Origin of the sequence: Streptomyces sp. NPDC059080 (genome assembly GCF_042739975.1) — a bacterium.
Classification (GTDB): Bacteria; Actinomycetota; Actinomycetes; order Streptomycetales; family Streptomycetaceae; genus Streptomyces; species Streptomyces benahoarensis.
In genome coordinates this window covers 50170-68527 of record NZ_JBHYGX010000017.1, presented here as the reverse complement: position 1 = coordinate 68527, position 18358 = coordinate 50170, and the positions used below count along the sequence as shown (strand labels likewise).

13 protein-coding genes and 1 pseudogene are annotated in these 18358 nt (G+C 72.9%); 9 read left to right on the top strand and 5 right to left on the bottom strand.

The genetic code is table 11. The features are described 5' to 3' along the window. Positions 1–115: 115 nt before the first annotated feature. The gene (locus ACFWWQ_RS16180; protein ID WP_384596433.1) at positions 116–2935 is read right to left on the bottom strand and encodes a discoidin domain-containing protein; all 2820 of its coding nucleotides are present in this window, start codon (positions 2933–2935) and stop codon (positions 116–118) included. A 215-nt stretch (positions 2936–3150) separates the two neighbouring features. Here ACFWWQ_RS16180 and ACFWWQ_RS16175 point away from each other — a divergent pair, with 215 nt between their 5' ends. The 4 genes and pseudogenes from ACFWWQ_RS16175 (at position 3151) to ACFWWQ_RS16160 (ending at position 7139) form a co-directional block, all read left to right on the top strand. After that, a complete protein-coding gene (locus ACFWWQ_RS16175; RefSeq protein ID WP_384596430.1) occupies positions 3151–3969 on the top strand; it encodes an ATP-binding cassette domain-containing protein in 819 nt (272 codons plus the stop codon). Beyond that, a complete protein-coding gene (locus ACFWWQ_RS16170; RefSeq protein ID WP_384596426.1) occupies positions 3941–6226 on the top strand; it encodes a YhgE/Pip family protein in 2286 nt (761 codons plus the stop codon). Before ACFWWQ_RS16175 ends, ACFWWQ_RS16170 begins: the two co-directional genes overlap by 29 nt. Then, positions 6223–6882: pseudogene (locus tag ACFWWQ_RS16165) on the top strand (TetR/AcrR family transcriptional regulator); the annotation flags it as partial. The gene ACFWWQ_RS16170 and the pseudogene ACFWWQ_RS16165, both read left to right, overlap by 4 nt. 113 nt (positions 6883–6995) lie before the next feature. Further along, complete coding sequence (locus tag ACFWWQ_RS16160) at positions 6996–7139, top strand: hypothetical protein (protein WP_384596423.1); 144 nt, start codon at positions 6996–6998, stop codon at positions 7137–7139. Between the two features lie 86 nt (positions 7140–7225). Here the strand turns inward: ACFWWQ_RS16160 and speB are convergent, their stop codons facing one another. After that, positions 7226–8203, bottom strand: a complete 978-nt coding sequence (speB, locus tag ACFWWQ_RS16155; protein WP_384596420.1) for an agmatinase — start codon at positions 8201–8203, stop codon at positions 7226–7228. Between the two features lie 204 nt (positions 8204–8407). On the opposite strand from speB, the gene ACFWWQ_RS16150 reads away from it, so the two are divergent. After that, a complete protein-coding gene (locus ACFWWQ_RS16150) occupies positions 8408–9205 on the top strand; it encodes a phosphatase (protein WP_143940136.1) in 798 nt (265 codons plus the stop codon). A 174-nt stretch (positions 9206–9379) separates the two neighbouring features. On the opposite strand, the gene ACFWWQ_RS16145 is transcribed toward ACFWWQ_RS16150, so the two are convergent. From ACFWWQ_RS16145 to ACFWWQ_RS16135, 3 genes are all read right to left on the bottom strand, one after another. Then, entirely contained in the window at positions 9380–10342 is a 963-nt protein-coding gene (locus tag ACFWWQ_RS16145; protein WP_384596417.1) for an acyl-CoA thioesterase, read from the bottom strand. Between the two features lie 110 nt (positions 10343–10452). Next, complete coding sequence (locus ACFWWQ_RS16140) at positions 10453–11610, bottom strand: acyl-CoA dehydrogenase family protein (protein WP_384596414.1); 1158 nt, start codon at positions 11608–11610, stop codon at positions 10453–10455. Positions 11611–11691: 81 nt separating this feature from the next. Then, entirely contained in the window at positions 11692–12321 is a 630-nt protein-coding gene (locus tag ACFWWQ_RS16135) for a TetR/AcrR family transcriptional regulator (protein WP_384596411.1), read from the bottom strand. Positions 12322–12444: 123 nt separating this feature from the next. On the opposite strand from ACFWWQ_RS16135, the gene ACFWWQ_RS16130 reads away from it, so the two are divergent. The 4 genes from ACFWWQ_RS16130 to ACFWWQ_RS16115 are packed head-to-tail and all read left to right on the top strand — an operon-like array spanning position 12445 to position 18231. Then, positions 12445–14076: a carboxyl transferase domain-containing protein gene (locus ACFWWQ_RS16130; protein ID WP_384596408.1), complete on the top strand. Its 1632-nt coding sequence runs from the start codon at positions 12445–12447 to the stop codon at positions 14074–14076. Between the two features lie 47 nt (positions 14077–14123). Beyond that, positions 14124–16121: a biotin carboxylase N-terminal domain-containing protein gene (locus tag ACFWWQ_RS16125; protein WP_384596549.1), complete on the top strand. Its 1998-nt coding sequence runs from the start codon at positions 14124–14126 to the stop codon at positions 16119–16121. Further along, the gene (locus tag ACFWWQ_RS16120; protein WP_384596404.1) at positions 16118–17068 is read left to right on the top strand and encodes a hydroxymethylglutaryl-CoA lyase; all 951 of its coding nucleotides are present in this window, start codon (positions 16118–16120) and stop codon (positions 17066–17068) included. Before ACFWWQ_RS16125 ends, ACFWWQ_RS16120 begins: the two co-directional genes overlap by 4 nt. Before the next feature lie 5 nt (positions 17069–17073). After that, positions 17074–18231 carry an acyl-CoA dehydrogenase family protein gene (locus tag ACFWWQ_RS16115; RefSeq protein WP_384596401.1) on the top strand — a complete coding sequence of 386 codons (1158 nt, stop codon included), beginning with the start codon at positions 17074–17076 and terminating at the stop codon, positions 18229–18231. The last annotated feature ends 127 nt before the right edge of the window (positions 18232–18358 follow it).

Here is an 18358-nt window from a genome sequence, read left to right as displayed (position 1 = left end):
GCCCCCCGGGGGGGGGGCGTGTCACCCGCCCCCCCTGCCCCCGGCCGGGGGGGGGGGGGGCCGGGGGGGGGGGGGGCGCCCCCCCCCCCGCGCGGTGCGTCGAGGGTGGTGCGGGTCAGTTCCCGGCGCCGCCCGTGCCGGTGGCTTTCTCCACCGTCAGTTCGGCGATCCCCGGGCGCTTCTTCGGCGTGCCGTCGGGGTTCGGCCGCGGATCTCCGTGGACCGTGACACGGACGTACCGCGCCGGGGTGCGGCCCGCGTATCCAGTGCCGGTCCAGTGACTGCCGTCCCGCGAGACCTGCACGGTGAAGGAGAGCGGCTTGGTCGCGTTCCAGTGCGGGGTGATCTGCCCGACGGTCACGACGTGGCCGAGGTCGACGGTGAGCGCGCCGTCGGCGGCGTCGGGCACCCACGCGGTGGTGGTGTTGCCGTCCACGGCAGCGCCCGCGTACATCCCGGGCTCCTCGGACGTCGCCGTCGCCGGGGTACAGCGCGCGGCATTGTCCGTGGGGGTGAGGTCGGGGCGCCGGGTCGTGAGGACGGCGGGCAGGCCCGCGCGGGCCACCTTGACGCCCTGCGGCGTCTCGATCCGCAGGGGCGCACCCGCCGTCAGCCGGACCAGCGTGCGGTGCGCGCCGATCTCCACGTCGTACGTCCGGCCCTGCCAGCGCAGGCCGCGCAGGGTGACGCCGCGGGAGAGCTGCGGCGGCAGCGTCGGGTCGAGGTGCACGGCGTTCTCGCGCAGCCGCAGGCCGGTCAGGCCATGGGTAAAGGTCTGCAGGAAGCCGCCCTTGCCGGTGAGGAAGTCCTGGGCGGGCTGTCCGGCGTGCGGGTCCTCGGCGCCCGCCTTGTCGCCGCGCGCCTCGGAGAACTGCGCGAACGGCCCCCGGACGAACGGCTTGATGGACCGCAGGAGGTAGGTGTGGGCGGCGCAGCCGGGTTCACCGAGGGCGGCAGCGTCGATGGCGTGGACGGAGTCGGTCATGGCCGGGCCGTCGGGGTCGGTGCGGGCCGCGTAGTAGTCGAGCGTGTCCGCCGCCTGCTGGGTGGTCATCGGCCATTCCAGGGGGTACATCAGCAGCACGGTGTCGGCCTGTTTGATGGTGGTGCCTTGGTATCCGGCGTACTGCGCGAAGACCTTGCTCTTGGCGTCGTAGGGGATGCGCAGCTTGTCGGCGATCGTCCGCCAGGCGGCGGGGGTCGGTTCGCCGAGGACGGCGGCGACGTGCAGGGCGTGCCGCAGCGCGGTGGCGGCGCCCGCGTTGGTGAAGACGCCGTCGTCGACGCCGTTGCTGTACTCGTCGGGCCCGGCGACGTTCTTGACGGAGTAGCTGCCGTCGGCGTTGCGGGTGGCGCGGGAGGCCCAGAATTGCGCGATGCCCTTGAGCACCGGCCAGCCGCGCGACCGCAGCCAGGCGGTGTCCTTGGTGGCGAGGTAGTACTGCCAGGTGGCGAGGGAGATGTCGCCCATGAGGTGGTTCTGGGTGCGGCAGTGCGGCGGGTCCCAGCTGTGGCATTCGCTCCACAGGTCGCCCTTACTGCCGCTGGTCCAGGAGTAGAACAGCCCGTCGTAGCCGAGCTTGCGGGCGTTGGCGCGGGCGCCCGCGCGGGTCTTGTAGCGGTAGTCGACGATCGACCGGGCGAGCGCGGGGTGGCTCGCCAGCAGGCCCGGGTACATCCAGGTCTCGGCGTCCCAGAAGACCTCGCCCGCGTAGTTGTCGCTGGTCAGGCCGGTGGGGGCGATGCTGTTGCGGTTTCCGGCGCGGGTGGCGGAGAGCAGTCCGTACTGTGCCGAGCGGATCCAGGACTGCAGCTCGGGCCGCCCGGTCACCTCGATGTCGCTGCGCCACAGGGAGCGCCAGGCGGCGGTGTGCCGGGCGAAGAGCGACGGCCAGCCCCGCTCGGCGGCCCGCAGCGACGCCGAACGGGCGGCGGCGCGGGGCGATCGGGACGTCAGGGCGGTGTCGACGCCGATGTATTTGGTCAGTTCGTAGCCGCGGCCATTGCGGACGGGGAAGGTGACGCGCTGCCGGTTGGTCAGCCCGGAGGCACGGGCGGGCCGCCGGTCCGGGCGGGGGTCGACCTGCCGTCCGGGGCGCAGCGTCGAGGCGACGGCGCCGTCGGTGTCCGTGCCGTCGGTGCGGAAGGCGACGTCGATGGTGCCGTGCGCGGAGGCGGTTCCGGTGGCCCTCATCCGGCGGGCGCCGCGCCCGTCGAGTGCGTCGGTGACGGTCGCCGCGCCGCTCCAGTGCGGCGTCATCCGCAGGCGTACGGCGCCGATGTGGGCGTCGGTCCGGTCGGCGAGTACGTCGTAGACGAGGTCGGTGGCGCGGCCGTCGGCGGTGGTCCAGGTCAGGTAGGTGCGGACGAAGCCGCAGCGCAGGTCGAGGGTCTGCCGGTAGTGGGAGATGCGGGCGACGGGGGTGGCGGAGGAGAAGGTCTCGGCGCCCGGTCCGCCGGTGGTCACATCGAGCGTGGTCCAGGTGGGGAGCGCCGCAACGGCCTGCCGTCCCTCGACGTTCGCGGGGCCCTTGGCGTAGAGCCCGGAGACGAACGATCCGTCGTAGGCGGGGGTCTTCAGCGGCCAGCCAGTGGCTCCGCCGGGGGCGGCATATCCGGTGCCGTTGGGCGGGATGCGCTGGCCGAGATAGCCGTTGCCGACGTAGGCGTGGTGACTGTCCTTGGGGTCGATACGGGTCGAACTCGCCGTCCATCCCGGGCCGTTGCCGCAAGGCGTGCCCCGGCCGGGGCCGGTTTCCGAGGCGGCGGGCCCGGCGTGGAGGGGATGCACCGCGGCCGAGGCGGGGGCCGAGGCCGCGAGGAGGGCCGCCGCGACAAGCGGGGCGAGCAGCCTGCGGGGGCGGGCGGCCGCGCTGGCCGTCCGGTGGCGCTCGGGAGGTGGTGGATACACCGGATGCCGTGCCGTGTGATTCATCGCTCTCCGTCGTCCGTGTGCGGCCCGTATCCGCAACTGCCCGGCGCGGACCGCTTCCTGGGGAAATCGCGGCGTCCTTGCGACGTCAGGGGTGACCTTAAGCACGTAGCGCCGCCGAGCGCACCGAAATCGGGCATTTGGCGAGGCCCCGATTGGTCAAGCGGGGTTCGATGCGGCAAACTTTTAGACTGACCAGTCAGACCAAAGGAGGGGCAGTGGACACCACCCGTCAAGGGGCGGCGGTCATCGCCAAGGGGATCGGCGTCAAAGGACCGCGCGGATGGGCCTTCAGAGGTGTCGACATCTCCGCGGAGCCGGGTGCACTGATCGCACTGCAGGGCCCCTCGGGCTCCGGCCGCACCTGCCTCCTGCTCGCGCTCACCGGCCGGATGCGGCTCGCCGAGGGCCAGGCCACCGTCGCGGGCTTCCCGCTGCCCAAGCGGATGGGTGCGGTGCGCGGCCGGACGGCGGTCGCCCACGTACCGGGCGTCGCCGAGCTGGAACCGGCCCTCACCGTCGGCGAACACCTCAAGGAACAGGCCCTGTTGGTCCGCCGCCTCAAGGGCTCCCCGCTCGGCGGGCTCTCCTGGAGCCGTCGCCGCAAGGCAGAGCGCCGGGCCCGGATCGAGGCCGCCCTGGCGGCCGTGGGCCTCGATCCCGACACCCTGCCGAAGGGGCTGAACACCGCCGTCCGCGACCTCGAACGCTTGGAGGCGCTGCGGCTGTCCCTGGCGCTCGGCATGCTGCACGCCCCGCATCTGCTCGCCGTCGACGATGTCGACCTCAAGCTCTCCGCGGCCGAACGTGAGCAGATCTGGGGGCTGTTGCGCGACCTGTCGGCGGCGGGCACCACCGTCGTGGCCGTCGCCGGCGACGCCCCCGAGGACGCGCTGATCGTCCGGACGGACTCCGACGCCGCGGCCGCGCCGCGCGCCGCCACCACCGATGCCACGACCACCGCCGGCCCGCAGGGCCCGGCCGACACCCACGAGGAGGAAACAGCGCATGCGTTCGCCGAAACTGGCCGCGCTTGAGCTGAGGCGTTTCGGCCGGGGCAAGCTCCCCCGGCTCGGCATCATCGCTCTCACGCTGATCCCCCTGCTCTACGGAGCGCTCTACCTCTGTTCCTTCTGGGACCCCTACAGCCGCCTGGACAAGATCCCGGTCGCTCTCGTCAACGACGACAAGGGCGCCACGGCCGACGGCAAGCACCTCGACGCAGGCTCCCAGCTCGTCAAGAGTGTCCGCGACAGCGACACCTTCGACTGGCAGGAGGTCGGCTCCGGTGAGGCGTCGAAGGGCCTGGAGGACGGCAGGTACTACCTGTCGCTGACCATCCCCTCGAACTTCAGCGAGCGCATCGCGTCCAGTGGCGGGGACTCCCCGCAGACCGGCGCGCTCCAGGTCCGTACGAACGACGCCAACAACTACATCGTCGGCTCGATCTCCAAGACGGTGTTCTCTGAGATCCGGGCCAAGACGTCGGCGAAGTCGTCGCGCCAGTTCCTCGACAAGATCTTCGTCTCCTTCTCGGACCTCCACGACCAGACGCAGCAGGCCGCCGACGGCGCCGGAAAGCTGGACGACGGTCTGCACGACGCCAAGGAAGGCGCGGGCAAGCTCGCCGACGGGCTCGGCACCGCCGAGGAGAGCACCGGCAAGCTGTCGGGCGGCCTCGGCGAGCTCAACGAGGGCTCGGGCAAGGTCAGCGACGGAGCGGACACCCTGCACGACAAGGCCGGGCAGCTCGGCAAGGGCGCCTCGGACCTCCACTCCGGTATCGGTCAGGCACAGGCCAAGGCCCAGGAGCTGAGCAAGGGCGCCGGGCAGGTCGCCGACGGCACCCAGCAGCTCGCCACCAAGCTCAACGGGCTCGCCAAGAAGGACCTTCCGTACCTCAAGAAGCACAGTGAGGAGATCGCCAAGGGGGCGCGGTTCGTCGCCGACCTCACCGAGAGCCTCGACCACGACCTGGGCACGCTGCCCGGCGACTCCAAGACCGCCGCGGCCCAGGCGCGGCAGGCAGCCGACGACGCGGCCGCGGTCTACCGCAAGCAGTGCACCACCGGGACCTCCGGCACCGAGTGCGCGGAGCTCAAGGGTGTCGCCGCCGGTACCGCCGCCGCGGCGGACGCGGCGGAGAAGGTCGACGGGGTCCTCTCCCGCCTCGACCTCGACACGCAGCGTGCGAAGCTGCGCGAGATCCACCAGGGCGCGGTGATGGTCGCCGAGCAGCTGCCGGACATCGCCCAGCACGCCGACGGGCAGATCGCACAGATCAACAAGTTGAACGCCGGGGCGCACCAGGTGGCCGACGGCGCCGACCGGTTCGTCACCGGCCTGGGCGCGCTCTCCGACGGCAGCTCCAAGATCGCTGACGGCAGCGGCCGGCTGGCCGACGGCGCGGGCGACCTCGCCGACGGCGCGGGCCAGGTCCACAACGGCATCGGTGACGCCAAGAACGGCACCGACCAGCTGGCGGGCGGCCTGGGCAAGCTGAAGGAGGGCGCGATCTCGCTCAACGGCGGTCTGTACAAGCTGAAGGACGGCTCCAACCAGCTGGCCAGCGGTCTGCACAGCGGCGTCGCCAAGATCCCCGACTACGACAAGCAGGAGCGCGACACGCGGACCGAGGTCATGGCCGACCCGGTCGAGCTGGCCGCCAAGTCGATGCACAAGGCGCCCAACTACGGCACGGGCCTCGCCCCGTACTTCATCCCGCTGTCTCTGTGGGTCGGCGCGATGGTCGCTTTCATGTTGTTCCAGCCGCTGGGCAAGCGGGCGCTCGCCGCGGGCGCGCCGGGCTGGCGGATAGCCCTCGGCTCCTGGCTCCCGGCCTTCGCAATCGGCGTGGCCCAGGTGCTGGCACTGATGGCAGTGCTCCACTGGGGCCTCGGCCTGGAGATGGCGCGGGCGACCGCCACGATCGGCTATCTGCTGTTGGCGACGGCGTGCTTCACCTCCCTGATCCAGCTGCTGAGCGCGGTCTTCGGACCGGCGGGCCGGGTGCTCACCCTGGTTATCCTGATGCTCCAGCTGACCTCGGCGGGCGGCACCTACCCGGTGCAGACCAGCCCCGGTTTCTTCGCGGCGATCCACCCGTTCCTGCCGATGAGCTACGTCGTCGACGGGCTGCGCCGTCTGATCACCGGCGGCGATCTCTCGATCGTCGGCCAGGGCAGCATCGTGCTGGCCGTCTTCACCCTCGGCTCGCTGGCCCTGACCGCGCTGACCGCGCGTGGCCGGCAGGTCGTCCGGATGAAGGACCTGCATCCGGAACTCAGCCTGTGACCGACACAGTTGCAGGCCGTAGGGGCGGTGCCGCAGCCGGCACCGCCCCCGCGGCGGGTTCCCGCGCCGCCCGGCGTGAGAGCACCCGCCGCAAGCTCTTCGAGGCAGCCGTCACGCTCATCGCCGAGCAGGGCTTCTCCGCCACCACGGTGGACGAGATCGCCGAGCGCGCCGGTGTCGCGAAGGGCACCGTCTACTACAACTTCACCAGCAAGAACGTCCTCTTCGAGGAGTTGCTGCGGGACGGCATCGATCTGCTCGCCGCCTCCCTGCGCCGGGCCTCCGACGACGTGACGGCGCGCGGCGGCACCCACATCGACGGCGTGGACGCGATGATCCGCGCCGGGCTGGAGTTCATCGCCGGCGCCCCCGCGCTCACCCAGCTGTACGTCGCCGAGCTGTGGCGCACCAACCGCAGCTGGCGCGCCACCCTGCGGTCGGTGCGCGGCCGTGCGATGACCGTCGTCGAATCCGTCCTGCGGGACGCGGTCGACGCCGGTGAGCTGAGCGAGGAGACGGACGTCCCGCTCACCGCGTCCGCCCTCTTCGGCATGGTCCTGGTGGCCGCCCTCGACTGGCAGTCCTTCCAGCCGCACCGCGCGGTCGAGGACGTCCACGCCTCGCTGTCCCGGCTGCTCCAGGGCCGCATCGGCGCCACGGCCACCCCGCCCCCGGGCCCGCTCGCAGCTGGCCCGGCCCCCACAGCTCATATATCCCGCCCGGGCCGCCGGGGGCGGTCACCGCGCGCCACCGGGCACGCCGCCTCGGCGTGACCAGGGGCGGGCCCGAGGGCGGTCTGTGGAACGCCCCGTTCGAGGGCATCGGCGACTGGACGGCGGCCGACTACCACACGAGCCGGCACCACACGGGCCGGGACGAGCTCCGCGAGATGCTCGCCGCCGAGGACGAGTAATGGCGTGCGGGCGGCAGACCCCAGCGGCGGCCGCCCGCACGCTCGTTACCGTCGCGCCAGCCACCGGCACGCTCGTTACCGTCGCGTCAGCCGCGCGCCGCCGCGATCTGCCGCGCCATGATCGTGGTGAGTTCGTACGCCGTGTGGGAGGCGGCCACCGACGTGATCTCCGCGTGGTCGTAGGCCGGGGCGACCTCGACGAGGTCGGCGGAGACGAGGTGGCAGGAGGCCAGACCGCGCAGGATCTCCAGGAGTTCGCGGCTGGTGAGACCGCCGGCCTCGGGAGTGCCGGTGCCCGGGGCGTGCGCCGGGTCCAGGACGTCGATGTCGATGGAGATGTAGAGCGGACGGTCGCCGATGCGCTGCCGGAGCTGGTCGGCGATCTCGTCGACGCCCCGCCGCATGACGTCGGCGGAGGTGACGATGCCGAAGCCCATCTTCTCGTCGTCGGTGAGGTCCTGCTTGCCGTAGAGCGGGCCACGGGTGCCGACGTGGGAGAGGGCGGAGGTGTCGAGGATGCCCTCCTCGACGGCGCGGCGGAACGGCGTGCCGTGTGTGTACTCGGCACCGAAGTAGGTGTCCCAGGTGTCGAGGTGCGCGTCGAAGTGGAGCAGGGCGACCGGGCCGTGCTTCTTCGCGACGGAGCGGAGCAGCGGCAGCGCGATGGTGTGGTCGCCGCCCAGTGTCATCAGGCGGGCGCCGGTGCCGAGCAGGTCGTCCGCGCCCGCCTCGATCGTTTCGACCGCCTCGTTGATGTGGAACGGGTTGGCCGCGATGTCGCCCGCGTCCGCGACCTGCGCCAGCGCGAAGGGGGACGCGTCCTGCGCCGGGTTGTACGGGCGCAGCAGGCGCGACGCCTCACGGATGGCGTTGCCGCCGAAGCGGGCGCCGGGCCGGTACGAGACGCCGGTGTCGAACGGCACGCCGACCACCGCGACATCGGCGGCAGTGACCTGGTCGAGGCGGGGCAGACGGGCGAAGGTCGCGGGCCCGGCGTAGCGCGGGACGCGGGAGGAGTCGGTGGGGCCGACGGGGCCGGACGAGGCGGCGGGTGCGGTGGTCATGAGGGTGAGGGTAGGGAGACCCGGAGCCCCGGGGGATGGACATTTACGTGAGTCGGACACGAGGCGTTCGACGGAACGGCCAGGCGGGCGCCCGGACCGCCGCGGGGCAGCTGCCCCGCAGACCGGCAGGCTCCCGGCGCGGGCGTTCGCCCCGGAACCCCTTACTCCCGGCCCCTGGCCGACCGCGGCGGGCACAATGGCGCCATGCCGATACCCACCGTGGACGCCGTCCCCACCCGCGCCGAACTCGTCGACCATCTCGTACGGACCCGGATCGCCGGCGACGTCGCCACGCCCCGGGAGAACAACCTCTCCCACTACCGCAGGCTCGCCAACGGTGACCGCCACTACTGGTTCGGGCTGGAGTTGGGCGACCGGTGGACGGACGAGCAGGACGTGCTGGCCGTCATGGCGGAGCGGTGCGGTGTCAACGACGACCCGCACCACCGCAGCGGGCAGGACACCATCGACCCCGAGCTGACGGTGGACGCGCTGGACCGCGCGGCGGCGGTGCTGCACAAGGCGGCCGCGGGGCGGCAGCGGGTGCTGTTCGCCACCGGGCATCCGGGCGGGCTGCTGGACGTGCACCGGGCGACCGCGGAGGCGCTGCGGGCCAAGGGCTGCGAGATCGTCGTGGTGCCGGACGGGCTCCAGGCCGACGACGGGATGGTGTTCCAGTTCGGCGAGGTGGCGATGCTGGAGCGCGGGGCGACGCTGTGGCACACCCACTCCCCCGCGCCGATGGCCGCGGTCCTGGACGGGCTGGAGCGGGCGGGCCGCCCGCTGCCCGATCTGGTGATGGCCGATCACGGCTGGGCCGGGTGTGCGGCGCAGCGCGGTATCGAGGCGGTGGGCTTCGCCGACTGCAACGATCCGGCGCTCTTCCTCGCGGAGGCCGAGGGCACGCTGCGGGTGACGATCCCGCTGGACGACCATGTGCGCAGCCCGCGCCACTACGACCCGCTGACCGCGTACCTCCTCAAGGCCGCCGGGCTGCTCTGAGCGGCGCCGGGAGCGGCCGGGAGCGGCCGGGAGGGTGACGGGAGCGGCCGGGAACGGCCGGGAACGGCCGGGAACGGCCGGGAACGGCCGGGAACGGCCGGGAACGGCCGGGAACGGCCGGGAACCGCCGGGAACCGCCGGGAGGGTGACGGCGGCGCCCGCCCCGTACGCCCCTCACCCGCGGGGCCGGATCACACCCTCCTGGATGACGGAGACCGCCAGCTGCCCGTCGGCGGTGAAGATCCGGCCCCGGCCGAGACCGCGGCCGCTCTGGGCGGTGGGTGACTCCTGGTCGTACAGCAGCCAGTCGTCGGCGCGCAGCGGGCGGTGGAACCACATGGCGTGGTCCAGGCTCGCGCCGACCACATCGCCGACCGCCCAGCCGCCGCGGCCGTGGGCGAGCAGCACCGAGTCCAGCAGCGTCATGTCGGAGACGTAGGTGACCAGGCAGATGTCGAGCAGCGGACGGGCCGGCGGCGCATCGTCGGCGGACGCGTCGGCGCCGGTGGCGTACGGCAGGTGGTCCAGCGATCCGTTGGTGCGGAACCACACCTGGGAGCGGGGTTCGCGCGGCTCCCCCGGTGTGGCGTACGGGGGCGGGTCGACGTAGCGGAGGTCGATGGCGGCGCGGGCGCGCAGCAGCCGCCGGGTGACGTCGGGGTCGGCGAAGTGCCCGGCGTAGCGGGGCAGCGTCTCGGCGGCGGTCGGCAGCGACAGCGGGTCGGGCGCCTTCGGCATCGGCTCCTGGTGTTCCAGGCCCTCCTCGTGGACCTGGAAGGAGGCCGAGAGGTGGAAGATCGGCTGGCCGTGCTGGACGGCGACGACCCGGCGGTTGCTGAAGGAGCGGCCGTCGCGGGTCCTTTCGACGGTGTAGACGATCGGCGCACCGGGGTCGCCGGGCCGCAGGAAGTAGGCGTGCAGGGAGTGCGGCAGTGGGGCCTCCCCTGCCCGAGCGGAGCCGAGAGCTTGGAGTGGGGCGGCGGGCACAGTGCGCCCCGCCGCGACCAGTGCCTGGGCTGCGACCTGCCCGCCGAAGACGCGGGGCACCAGCGAATCCCGGCTGGCGCCGCGGAAGATGTCCTGCTCGATCCGCTCCAGGTCGAGCAGGACGAGCAGGTCCTTGAGGGCGTCGTTCACGTCATGCGGCGCTTTCGGTCGGGTGCGGTACGGCGTACGGACCCGGGCCCCGTGAACCGGGTGCCGGGTCCGTACGCCGTGTCAGGGGTGCTGCCGGGGCCGGGCCGCGGTCACAGGCCCATCGACTTGGCGATGATGGAGCGCATGACCTCGCTGGTGCCGCCGTAGATGCGGCTGACGCGGGTGTCGGCGTAGAGGCGGGAGATCGGGTACTCCTGCATGTAGCCGTAACCGCCGTGCAGCTGGAGGCACTTGTCGATGACGACGGCGGCGCGCTCGGTGGTGAAGAGCTTGACGGACGCGGCGTCGGCGGAGGTCAGCTCCCCGGCGTCGTGCGCGTCGAGGGCGCGGTCGACGAACGCCTCCATCGCGTCCACCTCCGACTGGCAGTCGGCGAGGACGAACTTGGTGTTCTGGAAGGAGGCGACGGTCTTGCCGAAGACCTCGCGCTGCTGCACGTACTCCTTGGCGAACCGCACCGCAGCCGCGGCCTGGGCGTACGCGCCGACGGCGATGCTCAGGCGCTCCTGCGGGAGGTTCTGGCCGAGGTAGGAGAACGCCCTGCCCTCCTCGCCGAGGCGGTCGGTGACGGGCACCTTGACGTCGGTGAAGGAGAGTTCGGCGGTGTCGGAGGTCTTCAGGCCGAGCTTGTCAAGCTTGCGGCCGACGGCGTAGCCCTCGGAGGTGGTGTCGACGACGAGGAGGGTGATCCCGGCGCGGCGGTCCTCGGGCGACGGAGGGGCGGTGCGGGCGCAGACGATGACGCGGTCGGCGAGGACGCCGCCGGTGATGAAGGTCTTGGCGCCGTTGAGGACGTAGTGGCTGCCGTCTGCGGAGAGCTTGGCGGTGGTCTTCATGCCGGCCAGGTCGGAGCCGGTGCCGGGCTCGGTCATGGCGATGGCCATCATCATGTCGCCGGTGACGAAGGGCGGCAGCCAACGCTGCTTCTGCTCCTCGGTGGCGTACGCGAGGAGGTAGGGCAGGCAGAGCGCGGTGTGGACGCTGGAGCCGCCGAAGCTGACGCCTGCGCGGGAGCACTCCTCGGTGATGACGGCGGTGAACTTGAAGCTGGTCTCGCCGGCACCGCCGTACTCCTCGGGGACCTCGATGCCGAAGACGCCCAGCTCACCCAGCTTGCGGTAGAAGTCGCGGGGGGCTGCCCCGTCCTCCATCCACCGGTCGTAGACGGGCACGACCTCCGCCTCGATGAAGGCGCGGATGGTCTCGCGGAACGCCTCGTGGTCCTCGTTGAACACTGTGCGACGCACGGCCGCCCCCTCCTGGATCGCTGTCTAAGCGCTTGCTCAGCGAAAAGCTACCGGCCGGTCCGCACCCTGTCCAGAGACCTCTCACCCGGCGGACACGGCCCCGGTGGCACCCACCCCGTCCGTCATCGCACCGAACGCCCCGAGCGCCAGCCGCCGCAGCAGCCGGGCCATGTCCGTGCGGCCCGGCAGGGAGCCGGGGCGGCCCAGGTGCGGGGTGGAGTTGAGCAGGCCGAACACCGCGTGCACGGCGGCGCGCGCCTCCGTCTCGGAGGGGGCCGGGTGCACCTCTCGGACGACCGTCACCCACAGCTCGACGTACTCGCGCTGGAGGCGGCGCACCCGCTTGCGGTCGGCCTCGCGCAGCCGGTCCAGCTCCCGGTCGTGGACGGTGATCAGCGGGCGGTCGTCCAGCGCGAAGTCGATGTGTCCGTCGATCAGCGCGTCCAGCACCTTCTCGGGGCTCTCGCCGCCCTCGGCGACCCGCATCCGGCCGCCGTCCAGCAGCCGCTCACTGATGCCGACCAGCAGCTCGGCGAGCATCGCGTCCTTGCCCGCGAAGTGGCGGTAGAGCCCGGGCCCGGAGATACCGACCGCGGCCCCTATCTCGTCGACGCCGACGCCGTGGAAGCCGCGCTCGGCGAAGAGCCGGGCCGCCTCCTTGAGGATCTGCTCGCGGCGGCTGGTCGGGGCGGGGGCGGGCGCGTTGCTCATGAGCGCAATTGTAGACAGCCGAGTTAGTGGTCGTTAACCTGAACGGAGCGACGTTAACGGCCATTAACCGCATGTCCGCCTTCACGGGCGGTTCGCGGCGACCGAACAAGGGAGCGCGTACTGATGGAGCAGGCACCGGTGCTGGGGAGCGCCGCCGACCCGGCGTCCGACTCCTGGCGGGCCAACGAGGCCGCGCACCGCGCGCTGACCGCACAGCTGCGGGAGAAGCTGGCGGCGGCCCGGCTGGGCGGCGGCGAGCGTGCCCGGGCCCGGCACACCGCGCGCGGCAAGCTGCTGCCCCGGGAGCGGGTCGACGCCCTGCTGGACCCCGGCTCACCGTTCCTGGAGATCGCGCCGCTGGCCGCCGACGGGATGTACGACGGCGCCGCACCGGCCGCCGGGGTGATCGCCGGGATCGGCCGGGTCTCCGGCCGCGAGACGCTGATCGTCGCCAACGACGCCACCGTCAAGGGCGGCACGTACTACCCGATGACCGTCAAGAAGCATCTGCGGGCGCAGGAGATCGCGCTGGAGAACCGGCTGCCGTGCCTGTACCTCGTCGATTCCGGCGGCGCGTTCCTGCCGATGCAGGACGAGGTCTTCCCCGACCGTGAGCACTTCGGGCGGATCTTCTACCACCAGGCGCGGATGTCCGGCGCCGGGATCCCGCAGATCGCCGCCGTCCTCGGCTCCTGCACCGCCGGTGGCGCCTACGTCCCGGCGATGAGCGACGAGGCGGTGATCGTGCGGAACCAGGGCACGATCTTCCTCGGCGGCCCGCCGCTGGTGAAGGCCGCCACCGGTGAGGTCGTCACCGCCGAGGAGCTGGGCGGCGGTGAGGTGCACGCGAAGACCTCCGGCGTCACCGACCATCTCGCCGAGGACGACGCACACGCGCTGCGGATCGTCCGCACCCTCGTCGGCACGCTCGGCGACCGGCCGCCGCTGCCCTGGCCGGTACGGCCCGTCGAGGAGCCGAAGGCCGATCCGGCCGGGCTCTACGGCATGGTGCCCACCGACTCCCGTACGCCCTACGACGTGCGCGAGGTCATCGCCCGGCTCGTCGACGGTTCGCGGTTCGCGGAGTTCAAGGCGGAGTACGGCCAGACGCTGGTCACCGGCTTCGCGCGGCTGCACGGGCACCCGGTCGGGATCGTCGCCAACAACGGCATCCTGTTCTCCGAGTCCGCCCAGAAGGGCGCCCACTTCATCGAGCTGTGCGACCAGCGCGGCATCCCGCTGCTCTTCCTCCAGAACATCTCCGGCTTCATGGTCGGGCGGCAGTACGAGGCCGGCGGCATCGCCAAGCACGGCGCGAAGATGGTCACCGCCGTCGCCTGCACCCGCGTGCCCAAGCTGACCGTCGTCATCGGCGGCTCGTACGGCGCCGGGAACTACTCGATGTGCGGGCGGGCCTACTCGCCGCGCTTCCTGTGGATGTGGCCGAACGCCAAGATCTCGGTGATGGGCGGCGAGCAGGCCGCGTCCGTCCTCGCGACCGTCAAGCGTGATCAGCTGGAGGCGCGCGGCGAGGAGTGGGGCGCCGACGACGAGGACGCCTTCAAGGCGCCGATCCGCGCGCAGTACGAGACGCAGGGCAACGCCTACTACGCGACCGCCCGGCTGTGGGACGACGGCGTCATCGACCCGCTGGAGACCCGCCAGGTGCTGGGCCTGGCGCTGACCGCCTGCGCCAACGCCCCGCTGCCCGCCCGGGACGCCGCGGCGCCCGGCTACGGCGTCTTCCGGATGTGAGCGACGTGCCGCACACGAGAGGGACTTCGAAGGCCATGCCCACCACCATGTTCGACACCGTGCTGGTCGCCAACCGCGGCGAGATCGCGGTCCGCGTCATCCGCACCCTGCGCGCCCTCGGCATCCGTTCCGTCGCCGTCTTCAGCGACGCGGACGCCGGCGCCCGGCACGTGCGGGAGGCCGACACCGCCGTGCGGCTGGGGCCCGCACCCGCCGCCGAGAGCTATCTCTCCGCCGAGCGCCTGCTGGACGCGGCGGCCCGCACCGGCGCGCAGGCCGTCCACCCCGGCTACGGCTTCCTCGCCGAGAACGCCGCCTTCGCCACCGCCTGCGCCGATGCGGGGCTGGTCTTCCTCGGCCCGCCCGCCGCCGCCATCGAGCTGATGGGCGACAAGATCCGCGCGAAGGAGACGGTCCGCGCGGCCGGGGTGCCGGTCGTCCCCGGCTCGTCCGGCAGCGGCCTGAGCGACGCCGAACTGGCCGCCGCCGCCCGCGAGATCGGCATGCCCGTGCTGCTCAAGCCGTCGGCGGGCGGCGGCGGCAAGGGCATGCGGCTGGTGCGGGACGCGGCGCTGCTCGGCGAGGAGATCGCCGCCGCCCGCCGCGAGGCCCGTAGCTCCTTCGGTGACGACACGCTGCTCGTCGAGCGGTGGATCGACCGGCCCCGGCACATCGAGATCCAGGTCCTCGCCGACGGCCACGGCAATGTCGTCCACCTCGGTGAGCGCGAATGCTCCCTCCAGCGGCGCCACCAGAAGGTGATCGAGGAGGCACCGTCGGTGCTGCTGGACGACGCCACCCGCGCCGCGATGGGCGAGGCGGCGGTCCGCGCCGCCCGCTCCTGCGGCTACCGCGGCGCCGGGACCGTCGAGTTCATCGTCCCCGGCAAGGACCCGTCGGCCCACTACTTCATGGAGATGAACACCCGCCTCCAGGTCGAGCACCCGGTCACCGAGCTGACCGCGACCGTCGCCGGGCGGCGCGGCCTCGACCTCGTCGCATGGCAGCTGCGGGTCGCCGCGGGCGAGGAGCTTCCCTTCACCCAGGAGGACATCGGCTTCACCGGGCACGCCGTCGAGGCCCGGATCTGTGCCGAGGACCCGGCCCGCGACTTCCTGCCCACCGGCGGCACCGTCCGGCTGCTGCGCGAGGCGCAGGGCGCCGCGGTCCGCACCGACTCCGGCCTCTCCCAGGACGCGGAGGTCGGCAGCCGGTACGACCCGATGCTCTCCAAGGTCATCGCGTACGGCCCGGACCGGGCGGCGGCGCTGCGCGCCCTGCGGGCCGCGCTCGCGGAGACCGTCACCCTCGGCGTCACCACCAACGCCGGGTTCCTGCGCCGCCTGCTGGCCCACCCGGACGTGGTGTCCGGGGAGATCGACACCGGGCTGGTCGAGCGGGAGGCCGCCGGTCTGGTGCCGGACGGGGTGCCCCCGGAGGTGTACGCGGCGGCCGCGGCGGTCCGGCAGGCGGCGCTGGAGCCGTCGGCGGACGGCGGCTGGCGTGACCCGTTCGGCGTACCGAGCGGCTTCCGGCTGGGCGGCGCGGCGGCCCCGGTCCGGCACTGGCTCAAGCTCCCCGGGCAGGAGCCGGTCGCCCGGGACGTACCGCCCGGCACGGACGGCGCCGAGGTGACGGCGGACACTGTGCGCGTCACCGTCGACGGTGTGCTGCACACCTTCCACCGCGCGGGCGACTGGCTGGGCCGCGACGGCGACTCCTGGCACGTCACCGACCACGACCCGGTGGCGGCGGCGCTGCTCGGCGCGGCCGGCGGGCACGGCGCCGACGCGCTGACCGCGCCGATGCCCGGCACCGTCACCGTCGTCAAGGTCGCCGTCGGCGAGGAGGTCAGGGCCGGGCAGGGGCTGCTGGTGGTGGAGGCGATGAAGATGGAACACGTCATCGCCGCCCCGCACGCCGGGACCGTCACCGCCCTGGACGTCACTCCCGGCGCCACCGTCGCCATGGACCAGGTGCTGGCCGTGGTCGACCCGCACGACGAGGAGCCCTCGGCCGACAGCGAAGAGGAGGAGGCGTCATGACCGCGTCCGGACTGCCCATGACGGTGCCCGCGCGGGGGCTGCCCGCGCGCGTACGGATCCACGAGGTCGGCGCCCGCGACGGCCTCCAGAACGAGAAGACGGTCGTCCCGACCGAGATCAAGGCGGAGTTCGTCCGCCGCCTCACCGGCGCCGGGCTGCCCGTCGTCGAGGCGACCAGCTTCGTCCACCCCCGCTGGGTGCCCCAGCTCGCCGACGCCGAGGAGCTGTTCGGAAAGCTCCTCGCCGTGGACGGCCTCGATCCGGCGATGCTGCCGGTGCTGGTCCCCAACGACCGCGGCCTGGACCGCGCGCTCGCCCTCGGGGCGCGTTCGGTCGCGGTCTTCGCCAGCGCCACCGAGTCGTTCGCCAAGGCCAACCTCAACCGCACCGTCGACGAGGCGCTGGCGATGTTCGCGCCGGTCGTCACGCGGTCGAAGGAGGCCGGGGTGCGGGTCCGCGGCTATCTGTCGATGTGCTTCGGGGACCCCTGGGAGGGCCCGGTGCCGGTCGAGCAGGTGGTGCGGGTGTGCCGAGCGCTGCTCGACATGGGGTGCGACGAACTCAGCCTGGGCGACACCATCGGCGTCGCCACCCCCGGCCACGTCCGGGCGCTGCTGACCGCCCTGAACGGTGCGGACGTGGCGACCGCCCGGATCGGCGTGCACTTCCACGACACCTACGGACAGGCGCTGGCCAACACACTGGCGGCGCTGGAGCACGGCGTCACCACCGTGGACGCCTCGGCGGGCGGCCTCGGCGGCTGCCCGTACGCGAAGTCCGCCACCGGCAATCTCGCCACCGAGGACCTCGTGTGGATGCTGCACGGCCTCGGCATCGACACCGGCGTCGACCTCGGCGCCCTCACCGCCACCAGCGTGTGGATGGCCGAAGCCCTCGGGCGGCCGAGCCCGTCCCGCGCCGTCCGCGCCCTCTCCCACAAGGAGTGACACCCATGTCCCTGGACCACCGTCTCCCCGACGAGCTGGAAGAACTCCGGCGCACGGTCGAGGCGTTCGCGCACGACGTCGTCGCCCCGCAGATCGGCGAGTACTACGAGCAGCACGCCTTCCCGTACCCGATAGTCCGCGAGATGGGCCGGATGGGCCTGTTCGGGCTGCCGTTCCCCGAGGAGTACGGCGGGATGGGCGGCGACTACCTGGCGCTGGGCATCGCACTGGAGGAGCTGGCGCGGGTCGACTCCTCGGTGGCGATCACCCTGGAGGCCGGGGTGTCGCTGGGCGCGATGCCGCTGTACCTCTTCGGTACGGAGGAGCAGAAGCGGGAGTGGCTGCCCAGGCTGTGCTCCGGTGAGATGCTCGGCGCGTTCGGGCTGACCGAGCCGGACGGCGGTTCGGACGCGGGCGGCACCCGCACCACCGCGGTCCGCGACGGCGACTCCTGGGTGATCAACGGCAGCAAGTGCTTCATCACCAACTCCGGTACGGACATCACCGGCCTGGTCACCGTCACCGCCGTCACCGGCCGCAAGCCGGACGGCCGCCCGGAGATCTCCGCGATCATCGTGCCGTCGGGCACCCCCGGCTTCACGGTCGCCGCCCCGTACTCCAAGGTCGGCTGGAACGCCTCGGACACCCGCGAGCTGTCCTTCTCCGACGTGCGGGTGCCGCTCGCCCACCTCGTCGGCGAGGAGGGCCGCGGCTACGCGCAGTTCCTGCGCATCCTCGACGAGGGCCGCATCGCCATCGCGGCGCTCGCCACGGGCCTTGCGCAGGGCTGCATCGACGAGTCGGTGAAGTACGCCCGCGAGCGGCACGCGTTCGGCAAGCCGATCGGCAGCAACCAGGCGATCCAGTTCAAGCTCGCCGACATGGAGATGCGGGCGTACACCTCCCGGCTGGCGTGGCGGGACGCCGCCTCCCGGATGGTGCGCGGCGAGCGGTTCAAGAAGGAGGCGGCGCTGGCGAAGCTGTACTCCTCGGAGATCGCGGTCACCAACGCCCGCGAGGCCACCCAGATCCACGGCGGCTACGGCTTCATGAACGAGTACCCGGTTGCCCGGATGTGGCGGGACTCCAAGATCCTGGAGATCGGCGAGGGCACCAGCGAGGTCCAGCGGATGCTGATCGCCCGGGAGCTGGGCGTGGGCTGAGGCCCGGCCGCGCCCTCCGTGTACGAGACGGGGGGGGGCCCGGGGGCCGCGGCCCCCCGCCCCCTAGCGCGCACCCCGGCCCTCACGCTCAGCGGGGGCCGGGCCCCCTGGGGGGGGGGGGGTGTCG